Origin of the sequence: Bradyrhizobium sp. 1200_D9_N1_1 (genome assembly GCF_052075915.1) — a bacterium.
GTDB lineage: Bacteria > Pseudomonadota > Alphaproteobacteria > Rhizobiales > Xanthobacteraceae > Bradyrhizobium > Bradyrhizobium diazoefficiens.
This window is the reverse complement of record NZ_CP197226.1, coordinates 5415809-5430126: the sequence shown is the minus strand read 5'-3', so window position 1 is coordinate 5430126 and position 14318 is coordinate 5415809. Positions and strand designations below refer to the sequence as shown.

Here is a 14318-nt window from a genome sequence, read left to right as displayed (position 1 = left end):
GGCCTGTTGATGGGGGCGGAATCGGATGTTGCCACCGGGGCGCCGGCCGTGCTTCATCCCGTTTCCATGACCCGGAATACCGCGACCCGCGACAGACCGGTCAGGACAACGTAGTTTGAGGCCGGTAACGCGAGGCAAGAGACCGCATGTCGTCCTATTCTGATGACCTCCACCAGGCGGCGCTCGCCTATCATCGTCTGCCGCGCCCCGGCAAGCTCGAGATCCAGGCGACCAAGCCGCTTGCCAACCAGCGCGACCTCGCGCTTGCCTATTCTCCGGGCGTTGCGGCTGCCTGCACCGAGATCGCCAAGAACCCGGCCGAGGCGGCGACGCTGACCACCCGCGCCAACCTGGTCGCCGTGGTCTCGAACGGCACCGCGGTGCTCGGCCTCGGCAATATCGGCCCGCTGGCCTCCAAGCCCGTGATGGAGGGCAAGGCGGTCCTGTTCAAGAAGTTTGCCGGCATCGACGTGTTCGATATCGAGATCGCCGCCGACACCATCGACCGGGTGGTCGAGACCGTGGCGGCGCTCGAGCCGACTTTCGGCGGCATCAATCTCGAGGACATCCGCGGGCCGGAGTGCTTCGAGATCGAGGCGCGGCTGAAGGAGCGCATGAAGATCCCGGTCTTCCATGACGACCAGCACGGCACCGCCATCATCGTCGCCGCCGCCATCACCAACGGCCTCAGGCTGAACGGCAAGAAGCTGTCGGACGTCAAGATCGTGGCGTCAGGGGCAGGTGCTGCCGCGATTGCGACGCTCAATCTTCTGGTGTCGATGGGCGCGCAGCGCAAGAACATCTGGGTCTGCGACATCGACGGCCTCGTGCATGAGGGCCGCAACACCTCGATGGACCGCTGGAAGGCGGTCTATGCGCAGAAGACCGACAAGCGCACGCTCGCCGACGTCATCGGCGGCGCGGACATCTTCATCGGGCTGTCGGCACCGGGCGTCCTCAAGCCTGAGATGGCCAAGGCGATGAGCGACAAGCCGCTCATCATGGCGCTCGCCAATCCGACGCCCGAAATCATGCCGGAGGAAGCGCGGAAGGTGCGCCCCGACGCCATGATCTGCACCGGCCGCTCGGACTATCCGAACCAGGTCAACAACGTCCTGTGCTTTCCCTTCATCTTCCGCGGCGCGCTCGACGTCGGTGCCAGCGCCATCAACGAGGAGATGAAGCACGCCGCGGTCGAAGCCATCGCGCAGCTCGCGCGCGAGGCGCCGTCGGATGCGGTGGCGCAAGGGGTCGACACCGGCGAGATGGGAGGCTTCGGTCCGGGCTCGCTGATTCCGAGCCCGTTCGATCCACGGCTGATCCTGCGCGTGGCGCCGGCGGTTGCGAAGGCCGCGATCGAGTCGGGCGTCGCGACGCGCCCCATCACCAATTTCGACGAATATGCCGCGCAGCTCATGCGCTTCGCCTTCCGCTCCGGCCTCGTCATGAAGCCGATGTTCGCCAAGGCCAAGACCCAGCCGGTGCGCGTGATCTATGCCGAAGGCGAGGACGAGCGCGTGTTGCGCGCCACGCAGGTGGTGCTGGAGGAGAAGCTGGCGACGCCGATCCTGGTCGGTCGTCCGTCCGTGGTGGAGGCGCGCATCAAGCGCTTCGGCCTGTCGATCAAGGCCGGCAAGGATTTCGACCTCGTCAACCCCGAGGACGATCCGCGCTACCGATCCTACGTGCAGTCCTATGTCGAGGTCGCCGGCCGCCGCGGCGTGACGCCGGATGCGGCGCGCACGGTGGTACGCACCAACAACACGGTCATCGCCGCGCTCGCGGTGACGCGCGGGGAGGCGGATGCCATGCTCTGCGGCGTCGAGGGCCGCTACATGAGCCATCTGCGCCATGTCCGCGAGATCGTCGGCTTCTCGGCAGGGATCAGCGACTATGCGGCGCTGGCGCTGCTGATCACCAGCAAGGGCGCGTTCTTCATCGCCGATACGCAGGTTCGCCCCAATCCGAGCGCGGAAGAACTCGCCGAGATCGCCTCGCTCGCGGCGGTCCACGTCCAGCGCTTCAACATCAAGCCGAAGATCGCCTTCGTTTCGCATTCCGATTTCGGCAGCTACGACACCGAGTCCTCGCGCAAGATGCGCCGGGCGACCCAGCTTCTGAAGGAGAAGCATCCGGAGATCGAGGCCGACGGCGAGATGCAGGGCGACACGGCACTTTCGGCCGCTGCGCGCAAGATGGTGCTGCCGCACTCCAACCTCGAGGGCGAGGCCAACATCATGATCATGCCGACGCTCGACACCGCCAACGTCGCCTATCAGATGATCAAGTCGCTCGCGGATGCACTGCCCGTCGGCCCGATCCTGATCGGCCCGGCGCGCCCGGCGCATATCCTCACCCCCTCGGTGACCGCGCGCGGCATCCTCAACATGACTGCGGTCGCCGTCGTGGAAGCGCAGGAGCGCGCGGCGCGGCAGCAGCCGACGTTGTTTACCTGAGGCGGGACCTCTTCGCCTCTCCCCGCTTGCGGGGAGAGGCCGGATCGCATCGTCAGATGCGATCCGGGTGAGGGGGACTCTCCGCGAGTCCAATTCTCACCGCCCCCGTGGAGGCTCCCCTCACCCCAACCCTCTCAGCGCGAGCGAAGCTCGTCGCGGCCCCGCATCCGCCTTCGCCAAGGCTTCGGCGGACAAGAGCGGGGCGAGGGAGCACACCTCCGGCGCATCCGCCCTTCAATCTTTTCAAAACAGTTCTCCATTTCCCCGTTTGTAAACCGGCCAACGACTCTTCATAATCGCTCAGGACTTTCGTCCAAGTTCCGATCTTAGAAAGCCTGAGCCAAGAGGCCGATCATGCCAGCGTTCGTGACTTTCGGGCGAATTCTGTTCGCCGTGCTGTTCATCTACACGGGCGCGACGAAACTGTTCGCCATCCAGGCGACCGCCGATTTCATTGCCACCAAGGTCGTGGTGCCTGACATCATCGCGCCTTACGCCAAGCAGATCGAGACGGCGACCGCCATGACGACGCCGCAGCTGCTGGCGATCGCGGTCGGCGCGCTCGAGATCATCGCCGGCTTGATGATCGCGCTGAACTTCGGGGCGCGGTTCTTCGCCATGCTGCTGATCGTCTACGTCGCGGTCGCTACCGTGCTGTTCTACGACTTCTGGAATCTGGCGGCGCCCGACAACGCAAAGATGCTGGTCGATGCGCTGAAGAATCTCTCGATCATCGGTGCGCTCTGCATGATCATCGGCTATGGCCGCGCCACGCGGCCGGTCGAGGCGGCTTACGGGGACGTGTAGGGCGTTTTTGCAGGGAGCGTTGTTGCAGTGCACCTACACCCGACGCCACGGTGTCACCGTGACGTCATGCGCCGCGTCAAGCACATAGGGCGCGCCCGGCTTCATCCCGTGTGACGCCAGCACCTCGTGCGGGGTCCGCTCGGGCACGCCGACAAAACAACCTTCGCCGCCGGGCAGGCGCAGATGCGGGGCTTCCGACAGCCAGAACGTGTCGTAACGATCCATGAACATGTCGAAGACGACGGGACCGCCGATGACCGCGACCATGCCGGAGGCGACATCGGCGAAGGCGCAGGCCTCCTCGAAGCTGGCGTGATCAGGATTCCACAATGTCGCGTTCGGCATCTCCGGATCGACGGTGAGGGCCTTGATCTTGCGGGTCGTGATCAGCCGCTTGCGCTTCGGAGAGTTCGGCTGCTGCTCATGTGAGTGCCGGCCGTGCACGATCAGCGCGGCGCGATCGAGCGCCTGCTCGAAGAACAGCTTGTCGCCTTCGAACTTCAGGCTGTCAGGCATGATATGGCTCGCGTCGGCGAGCATGCCGTCCGCGGAGACGATGACGTAGCCTTCGATACGGAAAGACAATTGCCGGCTATTCCGAAACGGTCGTCACCACGGAATTGACCGGGCGCTGGCTCACCGTCGGCAGCTTGACGTCCTTGAGCAGCTCCTGGTCGTATTCGGGCAGCGAAGACGCCGGGAACTTGGCGCGCATCGCCACCACCTTGTAGCCGCCTGCCTTCAGGCGCTTGAGGAGCTCGGGCAGGGCTTCTGCCGTATGCTTCTGGAAGTCGTGCATCAGGACGATGCCCTTGCCCTTGCTGTCGAGCTTCTTCATCACGGTCTCGATCACCTTCTCGGGCTTCGAGGCCTTGAAGTCGAAGGAGTCGATGTCGCAGGAGAAGATCGCCGTGTTGCGGTTGCCGAGATAGGTGACCATCTCCGGCGGATGCTGGAGCGCCGGGAAGCGGAAGAACGGCGAGGGCGAGATGCCGCCGAGCGCCCACTTTACCGCCGAAAGGCCCTTCTCGATTTCTTCCTTGCGCTGCGCTTCCGTGAGCTTCTTGTTGTTGAGATTGGCGTGCGACCAAGTGTGGGTGCCCACGGTGTGGCCCGCCGCGTAGACCTGCTTCAGGATCTCCGGCTCGTAGGTCGCGTGCTTGCCGATCGAGAAGAAGATGCCGGTGGTGCATTCATCGGCGAGCGCCTTCAGCACGGCGGGCGTGTTCTTCGGCCAGGGGCCGTCGTCGAAGGTCAACACCACCTCCTTGTCGCGCAGGAAGTCGAGCTCCTTGAAGTGCTCGAAGCCGAAGCCTGGACCGCCTGTCGTGTCGATCTCGACGGTGCGGGCGACCCCGAGCGCGTCGGGTGTGTTGCAGGCCGCGCGTGCGGGCTGCGGCGCCTGCTTGGGCGGTGGCGGATTGACGAAGCCCGCTGGCGCGGCAGCCGCTGCGGGGGCCGGTGCTGCGGCGGGCGCCGCCGCGGCCGGCGTCGCCGCCGTTGCGGCGGCGGGCTTCGCGGCCGGGGCCTGCGACCATGCCGCGCCGGTCATGCCTAAAGACATCGCGCTTGCCAAAATCAGTCCTGCCGCCACACGCATGGTGTTGTCCTCGAGATTGATCCCGTTGTTCCGCCGTGGCTTTTCGCCTCCGGCAAAACCATCCTGCCCCAAACGATCTTAGCCTAGATGGTGGGCCATCGCCATTGCAACGGCTGTTTGGCATCCCGCCACAATTGTGCCCAACCGGATGGGGCGCGTTGCATCAAGTGTCGGCCAGCGTCTTGGCAATCGCCGTCTTGATTCGCGTATCGGTCGGCTCGATGTTGGAGGCAAACACCTCGGCGATATAGCCGTCACGCCCGATCAGGTATTTGTGGAAGTTCCAACGCGGAACATCCTTCGGGCGCGCGTCGGCCGCCCATTTGTAGAACGGATGCGCCCTCGCGCCGATCACTGTGGCCTTGGCCGCGATCGGGAAGGTAACGCCGTATTGGTGGTGCGCGGTCTCCGTGATCTCGCTCGTTCCGCCCGGCTCCTGGCCGCCGAAATCGTTGGAGGGCACGCCGATCACGGTGAGCCCGCGCTCGCCAAACTCGCTCCAGAGCTCTTGCAGCCCCGCGTATTGGGGCGTGTAGCCGCAGAGCGAGGCGGTGTTGACCACCAGCAGCGGTTTGCCGGTGAAAGCGGCGAGGCGGATGTCGTCGCCGGACAACGCGGGAAAGGAGAAGGCGTAGGCCGAGATCCGGCTCATGCCGCCACCGGCGACCGCGCGCGTCACCGGCGCGACGGCGCCTGCAAGCGCCGCGATGAGCATGGTCCTTCGGTTCATCATGACGGCGTCCCCCGAAATGATCCGGGATGCATGTTACTCCGCCGCTGCGATCGGCCTCGTCAACACCGCGTTATCGGGAGCGGCGAAGCGCCTGGAGCCATTTCCGTTCCGATGGATCGGGCGCTCGAAAACGCTCTAGTAGAGCCGGACGATGAAATCAGTGCCTTCGCCGGTTTCGCCCTGGTTGATGCCCTGGTCGGAGACGATGACCGAGCCGCCCGAGGTCAGCATCTCGTTGATCTTCGCCATGGTGTCGGCGGGGATCGCGATGCGGTCGAGCGCCTCAGCCGGGGTGTCCGGCGTGACCACCGGCTTTGCGGCGACGGGGATCACGGCGGCGCCACGCTGGCGGCGCGTCACGCGGCTGTCATCCTCGCGCGCGGCGGCGCGAGCGGAGACCGGCAGCGACACCACCGACCAATGCAATGCATTGGCGTCGGTCTTGTCGACTTCGGCGGTGAAGACGTGCGTGCCGAGCGGCCGGTCGCTCGCGGCGATCGTGACCGGCACCTCGAACAGCGGCGCGAAATTCTGCCGCACGTAGAGCTTGGAATCCTTGCGGCTGATGAAGACGGCGATCTGGCCGGCCCGCTTGGGCGCTTCCGGCTTCGCACCCGGCGCAGGATCGGCAACGCGGCTCTCGTCCTTCTTGGCGTCCGGCGCGGGTGCCGTAGTCGTCACGGCGGCATCAGGCTTCCTTGCGGCGTCGGCCGCGTCAGTCTTGACGGGCTCGGACTTGACGGCCTCGACCTTGTCGGCGGGCCTGTCGTCGGAGGCCGTGGTCGCTTTGGGTGCCTCGGCGGAATCGGTCGGCTTCGCATCAGCGTTTGCCGGCCTGGCCGCGTCAGACGCTTCGGCGGATTTCGTTGCGTCAAGCTTGTCGGCCGGTGCGGCCGCTTCCGCGCGGGCCGGCGCATTGCCCGTCGTCATGTCCGACATCACGGTGTGGCCGACCGACGAGCGCAGCTCGAGCACGCTCTCGGCGCTGGCGGTCTTGGTCTCGGGCGGTTTGGCTTCAGTGGTCTTGGTTGGTGCGCCCTTGTCGGCCTTGTCGCCGATGTTGGTCTGAGGCTCGACGTTGGCCGCGGGCTGCGGCGGCACGCGCACGGAGGCGAGCAGCGGGTGCTGGAAGCTGTGCGGCGTCATCTCGCCGGGCGAGACGATGACGCGTGCACCCATCTTGGTCCAATTCCACATCTTCACCGCGAACGCCATCGGCATGCGGATGCAGCCATGCGAGGCCGGATAACCCGGCAGCACGCCGGCATGCATGGCGACACCGGACCAGGTGATCCGCTGCATGTACGGCATCGGCGCGCCGCTATAGATGTTGGAGTGGTGGAATTTGTGCTTCTGGATGACGCTGAACACACCCATCGGCGTCGAGTGGCCCTTCATGCCTGTCGACACCGGGGATTCCGCGAACACGCCGTTGGTGTCGTAGACCGTCACCTTCTGCCGGTCGATCGAGACGACGATGACGAGCGGCCCTTGCGGCTTGGTGCCGACTTCCTTCTCGGCAACCGCGTCCTTCTTGCCGGCCGCGCCGCGCTTCTGCGGCTTCTGGCGCGGGACTTCGAGATGCCGATCCTGACGGGAGGCGTAGGACCCGTCGGAATAATCCGTCCAGTAGTAAAATGCTGCGTCCGCCTGGCTTGCCGTACCGATCGCACCAGCCGTCGCCAAAATGGCGACCTGCCACAGCCGCGCCGGCTTGGCAGAAGAACCGGACCCCTTCACGCTATTCATCCTCGAATCCATAATCCAAATCAGACATTAGTCTCGTAGAGGGGATACGCGTTCACCAGCAAGGCAGTTCTGCCATCAGCTACATTTGTCCAAGACGTAGCAAAAAAGCCTCACGGAGCGGTAAACGGCGGCCGCCCCTCGCGGCCAGTCGCCTTCCTGTCTGGCTGTCTCATCCCTACATTGCGGGTACTTGTTACCGGAGAACTTCATGTCATCTCGTTTCCCCGGTCTTTCGGGCATCCGCTTGAAAGGCCTTGCTTTATTCCTCCTGGCTCTGGTCGTGCCGGTGGCTTCCGCCCAAGCTGCAGACGAGCCGGATCTGATCTTCCGCCGCTCGACCGTCTTCAAATGGGTCAGCCCGAATGACAAGCTCGCGACCTACGGCCTCGATGATCCCGAGGTGGAAGGTGTCGCCTGTCACTTCACCGTGCCGGAGAAGGGTGGTTTCAAGGGCTGGCTCGGCCTTGCCGAGGAGGTCTCGGACATCTCGCTCGCCTGCCGCCAGGTCGGGCCCATCAAGTTCAAGGACAAGATGGAACAAGGCGACGACATGTTCCGCAGGCGACGCTCGCTGTTCTTCAAGAAGATGCAGATCGTGCGCGGCTGCGACGCCAAGCGCAACGTGCTGGTCTACATGGTCTATTCGGACAAGCTGATCGAGGGATCGCCGAAGAACTCGACCTCGACCGTGCCGATCATGCCGTGGGGACCGGCGGACGCCAACGTCCAGAAGTGCGGCGAATTCTTCACTCAGTGACGCCGTTTGCGTTCACTCAGTGACGCGTTTGCGTTCACTCGGTGGCGACAGCACGGCTGACGCGCGGTTTTGCGAGATGCGAGCCGGTCAGCCGCACGAACATCTGCGGCGCGGCCTCAAAGCCGCGGCTCGATTGCAGCGCCATTTCGCTCGTCGAAGTGACGGGGCCGCGAACAGGTCGTTGATCTCCGCGGTCCGTCCGCTGCTCCGCCTCGCGCGTCGTTGCGCGTTTTCCCGCCATCATGATGGCCATCCCTCACGTGATCGCGCCCGGTGATCCGGGCGTCTCGGTTTCGATGGCTTGGGTCGCAGGCGAAGCGCCCCCGGTTCGACAGGGCCCAACCTTCGTTTGGCTTCTCTTCAGCAGAAAAACGTAAAATGCGTATGAAGCGTGCAAGGCGCGCGCGTGACAGCGCGCCCCCGGCGCATGTTCGTGCTGGAACAAGGACTTGCCGGGTTACGTTGAGTTGCGGCGCAACCTGACTGAAATGATTGGCATTTTCCGAGAATTGTTTCGTCGCATCGGACCGGACGAAACAATTCTCACGGAGATGAAACCATTTTCCGCCTTTGGCGCATCACGCGCGAAACCACCCATGGTTATCAGCTTCACAACGACGGCGGTGCACCGCCGGCGACGGAATTGAGGGACAAGACCATGCGCGCGCTCAGCTTCATCCTTGCTTTCGGTTTTGTCCTCGCCGGTTCCTCGTTCGCAGGCGCGCCAGACGGCAATCTGCCGGGTATCGGCACCTTCCAGTACAGCGGCTCGCCGGTCATTACCCCGGCGCCGCAGCCGATCGTGGTCGCCGCGCGCTTCTGATCGCCAACAAGAAAATCAGCCGTTAAAGGCCATCATGAATCTTCGCATTTGCGCCGCAGCGCTCATTTCCCTTCTGACGATCAGTTCCGTCCAGGCGCAAGTGCGCTCTCCCTCCAGATTGCCTGATCCCCGCACCGAGTTCGTGCGGCAGTGCGCGCCGCGCATGCTCGGGCGCTGGGAGCATCCGGAGGAAGTCTGCGGCTGTCTGCATGACCATGCCGCCGCGGTCGTCGAGGACCGCGATTTGCGCGAGGCGCTGCTGCGCGGCATCAGCGAGACCGGCGTTCCGACGATCGAGACCGATTGGGTGCCGACGTCCAAGCAGGGCGAGATCGGCCCGACCTTCACCAAGATCGCCAAGCCCACCTTGCAGTGTATGTTCGATCCGGCGAAGTAGCCTCTCCGATTATCATTTCGATTTCGGCCCGTGCCGCGGCACGCAGGAACTCGTTTGCGCGATCCCCTTGTCGGTCATCTTCGCGCCGCGGACCTCCTTGACCTGTCCGGCCGGGCAGGTTCCGTCATCCACCAGCACGCGTTGGCCAAGTTTCAGATCCACGATGTCCTGCTCGCGCCCGACGGTGCCTGCGCGCGCCGTCGAGGCAAGCGCGATGGCGATCAGGAGCGAGAGGCAGGCTGCGCGGCGGAGTGACATGATGAGGGCTCCCGGAATCGATGCCGCAATGTAGGGAGCGGTCGCCGATTCTGATAGCAAAGCTTCGTCACGCGCGCCGGGCCGATCTGCTCACGCGCAACGCCGCACGCGATTCCCGCGCGAGCCGTTCCGCGGATGCCACGAGCTTCGGAACCGCATGCCCGGAAAATCCCAGCACGAAGCCGGGCAGGGGGCGTGTGCGTGAATAGGTGTCGGCCAACAGCCAGCCTTCGGCGCCGGCGGCCAGCTTCGCCTCGGCCGCGACCGACAGATCGACCGACGGATCGAACCTTGCGACAAGATGCAGGCCCTGCGACGGCACCGGCACGGACAGCACACCATCGGATCTGGTCTCCAGCGTCTCGGCCAGCGCATCGCGAGCCTCGCGATAGAGCTTTCGCACCCGCTTCAGGTTCGCCGCAAAGGCGCCGGAGTTGAGCATGTCGGCCACCGCGCCTTCCATCAGCGTGCCGGGAAAGCGGTCGAGCGCGGTGCGCGCGGCCGTCACGTCGGCGATCAGACGCTCGGGCAGGGCGCAATAGCCGATGCGCAGGCCCGGAAACAGCGTCTTGGCGAACGTGCCCATGTAGATCACGCGCTGGAGATGATCGATGCCGGCAAGCGACATCAGCGGCGCGCCGTCATAGCGGAACTCGCTGTCGTAATCGTCCTCCAGCACGAAGGCGCCGGCCTGCTTGGCCCAGTCGAGCAGTTCGAGCCGGCGCGGCATCGACATCTGCACGCCCAGCGGAAACTGGTGCGACGGCGTCACATAGGCCGCGCGCGCGGACGGCGCCGCCGTGCGGCCCTTGGCGATGCGCATCCCGTGCTCGTCGACGGGGACGGGCACGGCGCGATAACCGCAATGCGCGATGGTCTTGCGCGCGGCGGGGTAACCTGGGTCCTCGCACCAGACCTGGTCGCCCGCCTTCAGGATCGCACTCAGCACGATGCGCAGGGCATGCAGCGTGCCCGACGTCAGCATGATCTGGTCGGGGTCGCAGCGCAGGCCGCGCGCCGACAATAGACGATCGGCGATCGCCGCACGCAGCTCGCGGCTGCCGCGGGGATCGCCATAGTGAAGATGCTCGGACCCGAACGCGCGCATGCGCCGGCCGACAAAGGCGCGGAAGCGCTGCACGGCGCGTTCGTCGATATGGGTGCAGCCGAGCGAGAACGCGCCTTGCTGCGGTGCTTCGACGATCACCTTCGGCTTCTTAGGCTCGGCGGCGCGCGCTGGAATCCGCGCGGCGACGAAGGTGCCGGAGCCGACGGTGGCATCGGCAAAGCCGTCGGCGATCAGGCGTTCATAGGCGGTGACGACGGCGTTGCGTCGGAAGCCCGTTTGCTTGGCCAATGTGCGCGACGGCGGCAGCGGCTCGCCGGGCTTGACGAGGCCGGAGACGATCATCTCGCACAGCGCCTGGTAGAGCCTGTGCGCCGCCGATGCGCCGGCGGTGATGTGCGCCCCGGTGAGGTCGAGCGGCAGTTCGGGCTTCGACGGAGAAGGGGGCTTGGCGGGCGAGGGCGAATTGGTCGAGATTTTTTGCATGGAATTGGCACTATCGCAGACCAAATCGGCCGCTACAACTGCCCTGGAACTGTTCCATTCCCGACAGGAGCGGCCGTGAGCCAGACCGAGACTTCAAATTCCTATCCGACCTCAGCGCGCAACCAGGTGAAGCGTCGTCACGACCGCGGCTTCTACGATCACGACACGGTTCATCGCATCCTGGATTCCTCGATGCTCTGTCATGTGTCCTATGTCATCGACGGCCAGCCCTATTGCACGCCGACCTTCTTCTGGCGCGAGGGGACGAAGCTCTATTGGCACGGCTCGAGCGCCAGCCGCATGCTGCGCAACCAGACCAGGGGCGAGCGCGTCTGCCTCACGGTCGCCCATCTCGACAGCCTCGTGCTGGCGCGCTGCGGCTTCAACCACTCCGCCGACTATCGCGCGGTGATGGCGTTCGGCACCGCCTATCTCGTCACCGACCCCGAGGAGAAGGAGCGGGCGGTAATCGCCATGGTCGACCGATTTTTCCCGGACCGCACAGCGAGCCTGCGGGCGAGCAACACGCAGGAGATCAAGGCGACCTCCTTCATCGCCATGGAGATCGAGGAGGCCTCGGCAAAAATCCGCGCCAAGGGTGTTGCGGACGACGACGAGGACTATGCGTTGCCGATCTACGCCGAGCGCATTCCCGTGCGCACCGTGCTCGGCGCGCCGGAGCCGTGTCCGCGCCTGCTCGAGGGTGTGACGCGCCCCGCGACGCTCGATGGCTATTCGGAAGGCCGCCTGCTCGAAGATGCATTGCGGGATGCATATTTTGTGGAGTACCCGAACGGCTGAAATCGGCTAGCTTGCGCGCTCCTTGGGACCATTCGAATGCCTGGAGTTGCCTGATGAATGCCGAAACGCAGCAGAGGATTGTTGACGCCGTCGATGCCGGCTTCGAAGCCCAGCTTGCGACCACCCGTGATTTCGTTGCGATCCCCTCGACCCGCGGGGCCGAGGGGCCGTGCCAGGACATGATCGGCGACCTCCTGCGCGCGCGCGGCTACGAGGTCGACGACTGGCACATCAATGTCGACGATTTGAAGGATCTGCGCGGCTTCGGTCCGATCGAGCATGATTTTTCCAAGGCGCGCTCGGTGGTGGGCACCTACCGTCCGCAAACGGGCGGCGGCAAATCGCTGATCCTCCAGGGCCACTGCGACGTCGTGCCGGCGGGTCCGCTGGAGTTGTGGGACACACCACCGTTTTCGCCTGTCATCAAGGACGGCAAGATGTTCGGCCGCGGCGCCTGCGACATGAAGTCGGGCACGATCGGCGCGCTCTATGCACTCGATGCCATCAAGGCCGCCGGCCTCAAGCCGACGGGGCGGATCCACTTCCAGTCCGTCATCGAGGAGGAGAGCACCGGTGTCGGCGCGCTCTCGACGCTCCAGCGCGGCTATCGCGCGGACGCCTGCTTCATTCCGGAGCCGACCGGCGGCAAGATGGTGCGCTCGCAGGTCGGCGTGATCTGGTTTCGCCTGCGCGTGAAGGGCCATCCGACCCATGTCGCGTTCGCCGGCTCCGGCTCCAATGCGATCATGGCGGCCTATCATCTGGTCCATGCGCTGCAAAAGCTCGAGATCGAATGGAACGAGCGGGCCAAGGCCGATCGCCATTTTGGGACGATCAACCATCCCATTAACTTCAACCCCGGCATCATCAAGGGCGGCGACTGGGCCTCCAGCGTCCCGGCCTGGTGCGACGTCGATTGCCGCATCGCGATCCTGCCGGGCTGGTCGGTGGCCGATCACCAGAAGGAGATCATGGCCTGCGTCACTGCTGCCTCGCGCAACCACCGCTTCCTCGCCAACAACCCGCCGGAGGTCGAATGGTCGGGCTTTTTGTCGGAAGGCTATGAGCTGACCGACGCGGCAGCGCCCGAGGCGGCATTCGGCAAGGCCTTCAACAAGGTCTATGGCGGCGCAGTCGAGGACCTCGTCTTCACCGCGCTCACCGACACCCGCTTCTACGGCCTCAATCACGGTATCCCGAGCCTCTGCTTCGGCGCCAGCGGCGGCGAGATGCACGGCTTCAACGAATACGTTGATCTGGAGTCGCTGAAGAAGACGACCAAGGCCATGGCGCTGTTCATCGCGGAGTGGTGCGGGGTGGAGAAGGCGTAGGTCACTCTCCGACGTCATTGCGAACAAAACGTTTGGTCATTCCGGGGCGCCTAAAGGGCGAACCCGGAATCTCGAGGTTCCGGGTTCGATGCTTTGCATCGCCCCGGAATGACGAGTGGAGAGGCTAGCGGTGCCTCATCCAGATACTTTAAGCTTAAAATAAAGACTAGGATGCGGCCGTTCCCGGTGGCAGACTGGCGGCCGCCTTGAGTCCGTCGAGGGAGTAACGATGCGCGATTGGGACGACGCTTACGCCAATTCGGCCCATATCCCGGGCTCGGACAAGATGCCGGCGCAGTGGGCGGAGCGGGCGGCGGCCTACCGCGCCGGGCTGAAGGAGTTTCGCGCCGACATCACCTATGGCGCCGGTGAACGCCAGCGCTTCGACCTGGTCCTGCCCGACGGCGACAGCAAGGGCCTCGTCGTCTTCGTCCATGGCGGCTACTGGATGCGCTTCGACAAGTCGGCGTGGACCGATCTTGCCGAAGGCGCGCGGCACCAGGGCTGGACCGTGGCGCTGCCGAGCTACACGCTGACGCCGGCTGCGCGCGTCTCCGACATCACCGCTGAGATCACCGCCGCGATTGCGACAGCGGCCTCGCTTGTCGCAGGTCCCATCCGCCTTGCCGGCCACTCGGCCGGCGGCCATCTCGTCACGCGCATGCTGTGCGATGACAGCCGGCTGGAGCCCGCCGTCTACAACCGCATTGCCGGCACGCTCTCGATCAGCGGGCTGCACGACTTGCGTCCGCTGCTCAAGACCAAGATGAACGAGACGCTGCGCATGACCATGGAGGAGGCGACGCTCGAAAGCGCGGCGCTGCATCTGCCGCGCGGGCATTCGCCTGTGACCGCCTGGGTCGGCGGCGGCGAGCGGCCCGAATTCATCCGCCAGTCCGATCTACTGGCCAATGTCTGGACCGGCTTCGACGTGCCGACGCGCCTCGTCGTCGAGCCGGCGCTGAACCATTTCACCGTGATCGACGGGCTCAAGGATCCGTCGTCGCAGATTACCGCGCGCCTGATCGGCCTCGACTGAGCCGGGCCGGAATGA

15 protein-coding genes are annotated in these 14318 nt (G+C 65.0%); 8 read left to right on the top strand and 7 right to left on the bottom strand.

Annotated elements, in window-relative coordinates:
• The first annotated feature begins 146 nt into the window (after positions 1 to 146).
• Positions 147 to 2456: an NADP-dependent malic enzyme gene (locus AB5K84_RS26360; protein WP_011086918.1), complete on the top strand. Its 2310-nt coding sequence runs from the start codon at positions 147 to 149 to the stop codon at positions 2454 to 2456.
• A 354-nt stretch (positions 2457 to 2810) separates the two neighbouring features.
• Positions 2811 to 3263, top strand: a complete 453-nt coding sequence (locus AB5K84_RS26355) for a DoxX family membrane protein (protein WP_011086919.1) — start codon at positions 2811 to 2813, stop codon at positions 3261 to 3263.
• 33 nt (positions 3264 to 3296) lie between these two features.
• Here the strand turns inward: AB5K84_RS26355 and AB5K84_RS26350 are convergent, their stop codons facing one another.
• The 4 genes from AB5K84_RS26350 to AB5K84_RS26335 form a co-directional block, all read right to left on the bottom strand.
• A complete protein-coding gene (locus AB5K84_RS26350; RefSeq protein WP_038966788.1) occupies positions 3297 to 3848 on the bottom strand; it encodes a dihydrofolate reductase in 552 nt (183 codons plus the stop codon).
• 7 nt (positions 3849 to 3855) lie between these two features.
• Positions 3856 to 4863 (bottom strand): polysaccharide deacetylase family protein, encoded by a 1008-nt coding sequence (locus AB5K84_RS26345; RefSeq protein ID WP_011086921.1) that lies wholly within the window; start codon positions 4861 to 4863, stop codon positions 3856 to 3858.
• A gap of 163 nt (positions 4864 to 5026) precedes the next feature.
• A complete protein-coding gene (locus AB5K84_RS26340) occupies positions 5027 to 5596 on the bottom strand; it encodes a glutathione peroxidase (protein ID WP_011086922.1) in 570 nt (189 codons plus the stop codon).
• A 135-nt stretch (positions 5597 to 5731) separates the two neighbouring features.
• Positions 5732 to 7345, bottom strand: a complete 1614-nt coding sequence (locus tag AB5K84_RS26335; protein ID WP_038966795.1) for a L,D-transpeptidase family protein — start codon at positions 7343 to 7345, stop codon at positions 5732 to 5734.
• Positions 7346 to 7553: 208 nt separating this feature from the next.
• Here AB5K84_RS26335 and AB5K84_RS26330 point away from each other — a divergent pair, with 208 nt between their 5' ends.
• On the top strand, positions 7554 to 8102 hold the full coding sequence (locus AB5K84_RS26330; protein WP_011086924.1) for a CreA family protein: 549 nt from the start codon (positions 7554 to 7556) through the stop codon (positions 8100 to 8102).
• A gap of 34 nt (positions 8103 to 8136) precedes the next feature.
• Here AB5K84_RS26330 and AB5K84_RS26325 read toward each other — a convergent pair whose 3' ends face one another.
• Positions 8137 to 8346, bottom strand: coding sequence for a hypothetical protein (locus tag AB5K84_RS26325; protein WP_038966796.1), 210 nt, complete (start codon positions 8344 to 8346; stop codon positions 8137 to 8139).
• A gap of 414 nt (positions 8347 to 8760) precedes the next feature.
• Here AB5K84_RS26325 and AB5K84_RS26320 point away from each other — a divergent pair, with 414 nt between their 5' ends.
• Positions 8761 to 8925: a hypothetical protein gene (locus AB5K84_RS26320; protein WP_165448153.1), complete on the top strand. Its 165-nt coding sequence runs from the start codon at positions 8761 to 8763 to the stop codon at positions 8923 to 8925.
• A gap of 34 nt (positions 8926 to 8959) precedes the next feature.
• The gene (locus AB5K84_RS26315) at positions 8960 to 9322 is read left to right on the top strand and encodes a hypothetical protein (protein WP_038966792.1); all 363 of its coding nucleotides are present in this window, start codon (positions 8960 to 8962) and stop codon (positions 9320 to 9322) included.
• 12 nt (positions 9323 to 9334) lie between these two features.
• Here AB5K84_RS26315 and AB5K84_RS26310 read toward each other — a convergent pair whose 3' ends face one another.
• Both AB5K84_RS26310 and pdxR read right to left on the bottom strand, forming a co-directional pair.
• Positions 9335 to 9580, bottom strand: coding sequence for a DUF6719 family protein (locus AB5K84_RS26310; RefSeq protein WP_011086926.1), 246 nt, complete (start codon positions 9578 to 9580; stop codon positions 9335 to 9337).
• 67 nt (positions 9581 to 9647) lie between these two features.
• Positions 9648 to 11132: a MocR-like pyridoxine biosynthesis transcription factor PdxR gene (pdxR, locus tag AB5K84_RS26305; RefSeq protein ID WP_011086927.1), complete on the bottom strand. Its 1485-nt coding sequence runs from the start codon at positions 11130 to 11132 to the stop codon at positions 9648 to 9650.
• Positions 11133 to 11207: 75 nt separating this feature from the next.
• Between pdxR and AB5K84_RS26300 the strand changes: the two genes are divergently transcribed.
• From AB5K84_RS26300 to AB5K84_RS26290, 3 genes are all read left to right on the top strand, one after another.
• On the top strand, positions 11208 to 11933 hold the full coding sequence (locus tag AB5K84_RS26300; RefSeq protein ID WP_011086928.1) for a pyridoxamine 5'-phosphate oxidase family protein: 726 nt from the start codon (positions 11208 to 11210) through the stop codon (positions 11931 to 11933).
• Between the two features lie 53 nt (positions 11934 to 11986).
• Positions 11987 to 13264: an ArgE/DapE family deacylase gene (locus AB5K84_RS26295; protein ID WP_011086929.1), complete on the top strand. Its 1278-nt coding sequence runs from the start codon at positions 11987 to 11989 to the stop codon at positions 13262 to 13264.
• A 229-nt stretch (positions 13265 to 13493) separates the two neighbouring features.
• A complete protein-coding gene (locus AB5K84_RS26290; RefSeq protein ID WP_011086930.1) occupies positions 13494 to 14303 on the top strand; it encodes an alpha/beta hydrolase in 810 nt (269 codons plus the stop codon).
• The last annotated feature ends 15 nt before the right edge of the window (positions 14304 to 14318 follow it).

Coding starts and splice junctions, on each gene's coding strand:
- AB5K84_RS26295 (WP_011086929.1), top strand. CDS start 11,987: ATGAATGCCGAAACGCAGCAGAGGATTGTTGACGCCGTCGATGCCGGC.
- AB5K84_RS26360 (WP_011086918.1), top strand. CDS start 147: ATGTCGTCCTATTCTGATGACCTCCACCAGGCGGCGCTCGCCTATCAT.
- AB5K84_RS26340 (WP_011086922.1), bottom strand. CDS start 5,596: ATGATGAACCGAAGGACCATGCTCATCGCGGCGCTTGCAGGCGCCGTC.
- AB5K84_RS26310 (WP_011086926.1), bottom strand. CDS start 9,580: ATGTCACTCCGCCGCGCAGCCTGCCTCTCGCTCCTGATCGCCATCGCG.
- AB5K84_RS26290 (WP_011086930.1), top strand. CDS start 13,494: ATGCGCGATTGGGACGACGCTTACGCCAATTCGGCCCATATCCCGGGC.
- AB5K84_RS26315 (WP_038966792.1), top strand. CDS start 8,960: ATGAATCTTCGCATTTGCGCCGCAGCGCTCATTTCCCTTCTGACGATC.
- AB5K84_RS26325 (WP_038966796.1), bottom strand. CDS start 8,346: ATGATGGCGGGAAAACGCGCAACGACGCGCGAGGCGGAGCAGCGGACG.
- AB5K84_RS26330 (WP_011086924.1), top strand. CDS start 7,554: ATGTCATCTCGTTTCCCCGGTCTTTCGGGCATCCGCTTGAAAGGCCTT.
- AB5K84_RS26355 (WP_011086919.1), top strand. CDS start 2,811: ATGCCAGCGTTCGTGACTTTCGGGCGAATTCTGTTCGCCGTGCTGTTC.
- AB5K84_RS26335 (WP_038966795.1), bottom strand. CDS start 7,345: ATGAATAGCGTGAAGGGGTCCGGTTCTTCTGCCAAGCCGGCGCGGCTG.
- pdxR (WP_011086927.1), bottom strand. CDS start 11,132: ATGCAAAAAATCTCGACCAATTCGCCCTCGCCCGCCAAGCCCCCTTCT.
- AB5K84_RS26320 (WP_165448153.1), top strand. CDS start 8,761: ATGCGCGCGCTCAGCTTCATCCTTGCTTTCGGTTTTGTCCTCGCCGGT.
- AB5K84_RS26345 (WP_011086921.1), bottom strand. CDS start 4,863: ATGCGTGTGGCGGCAGGACTGATTTTGGCAAGCGCGATGTCTTTAGGC.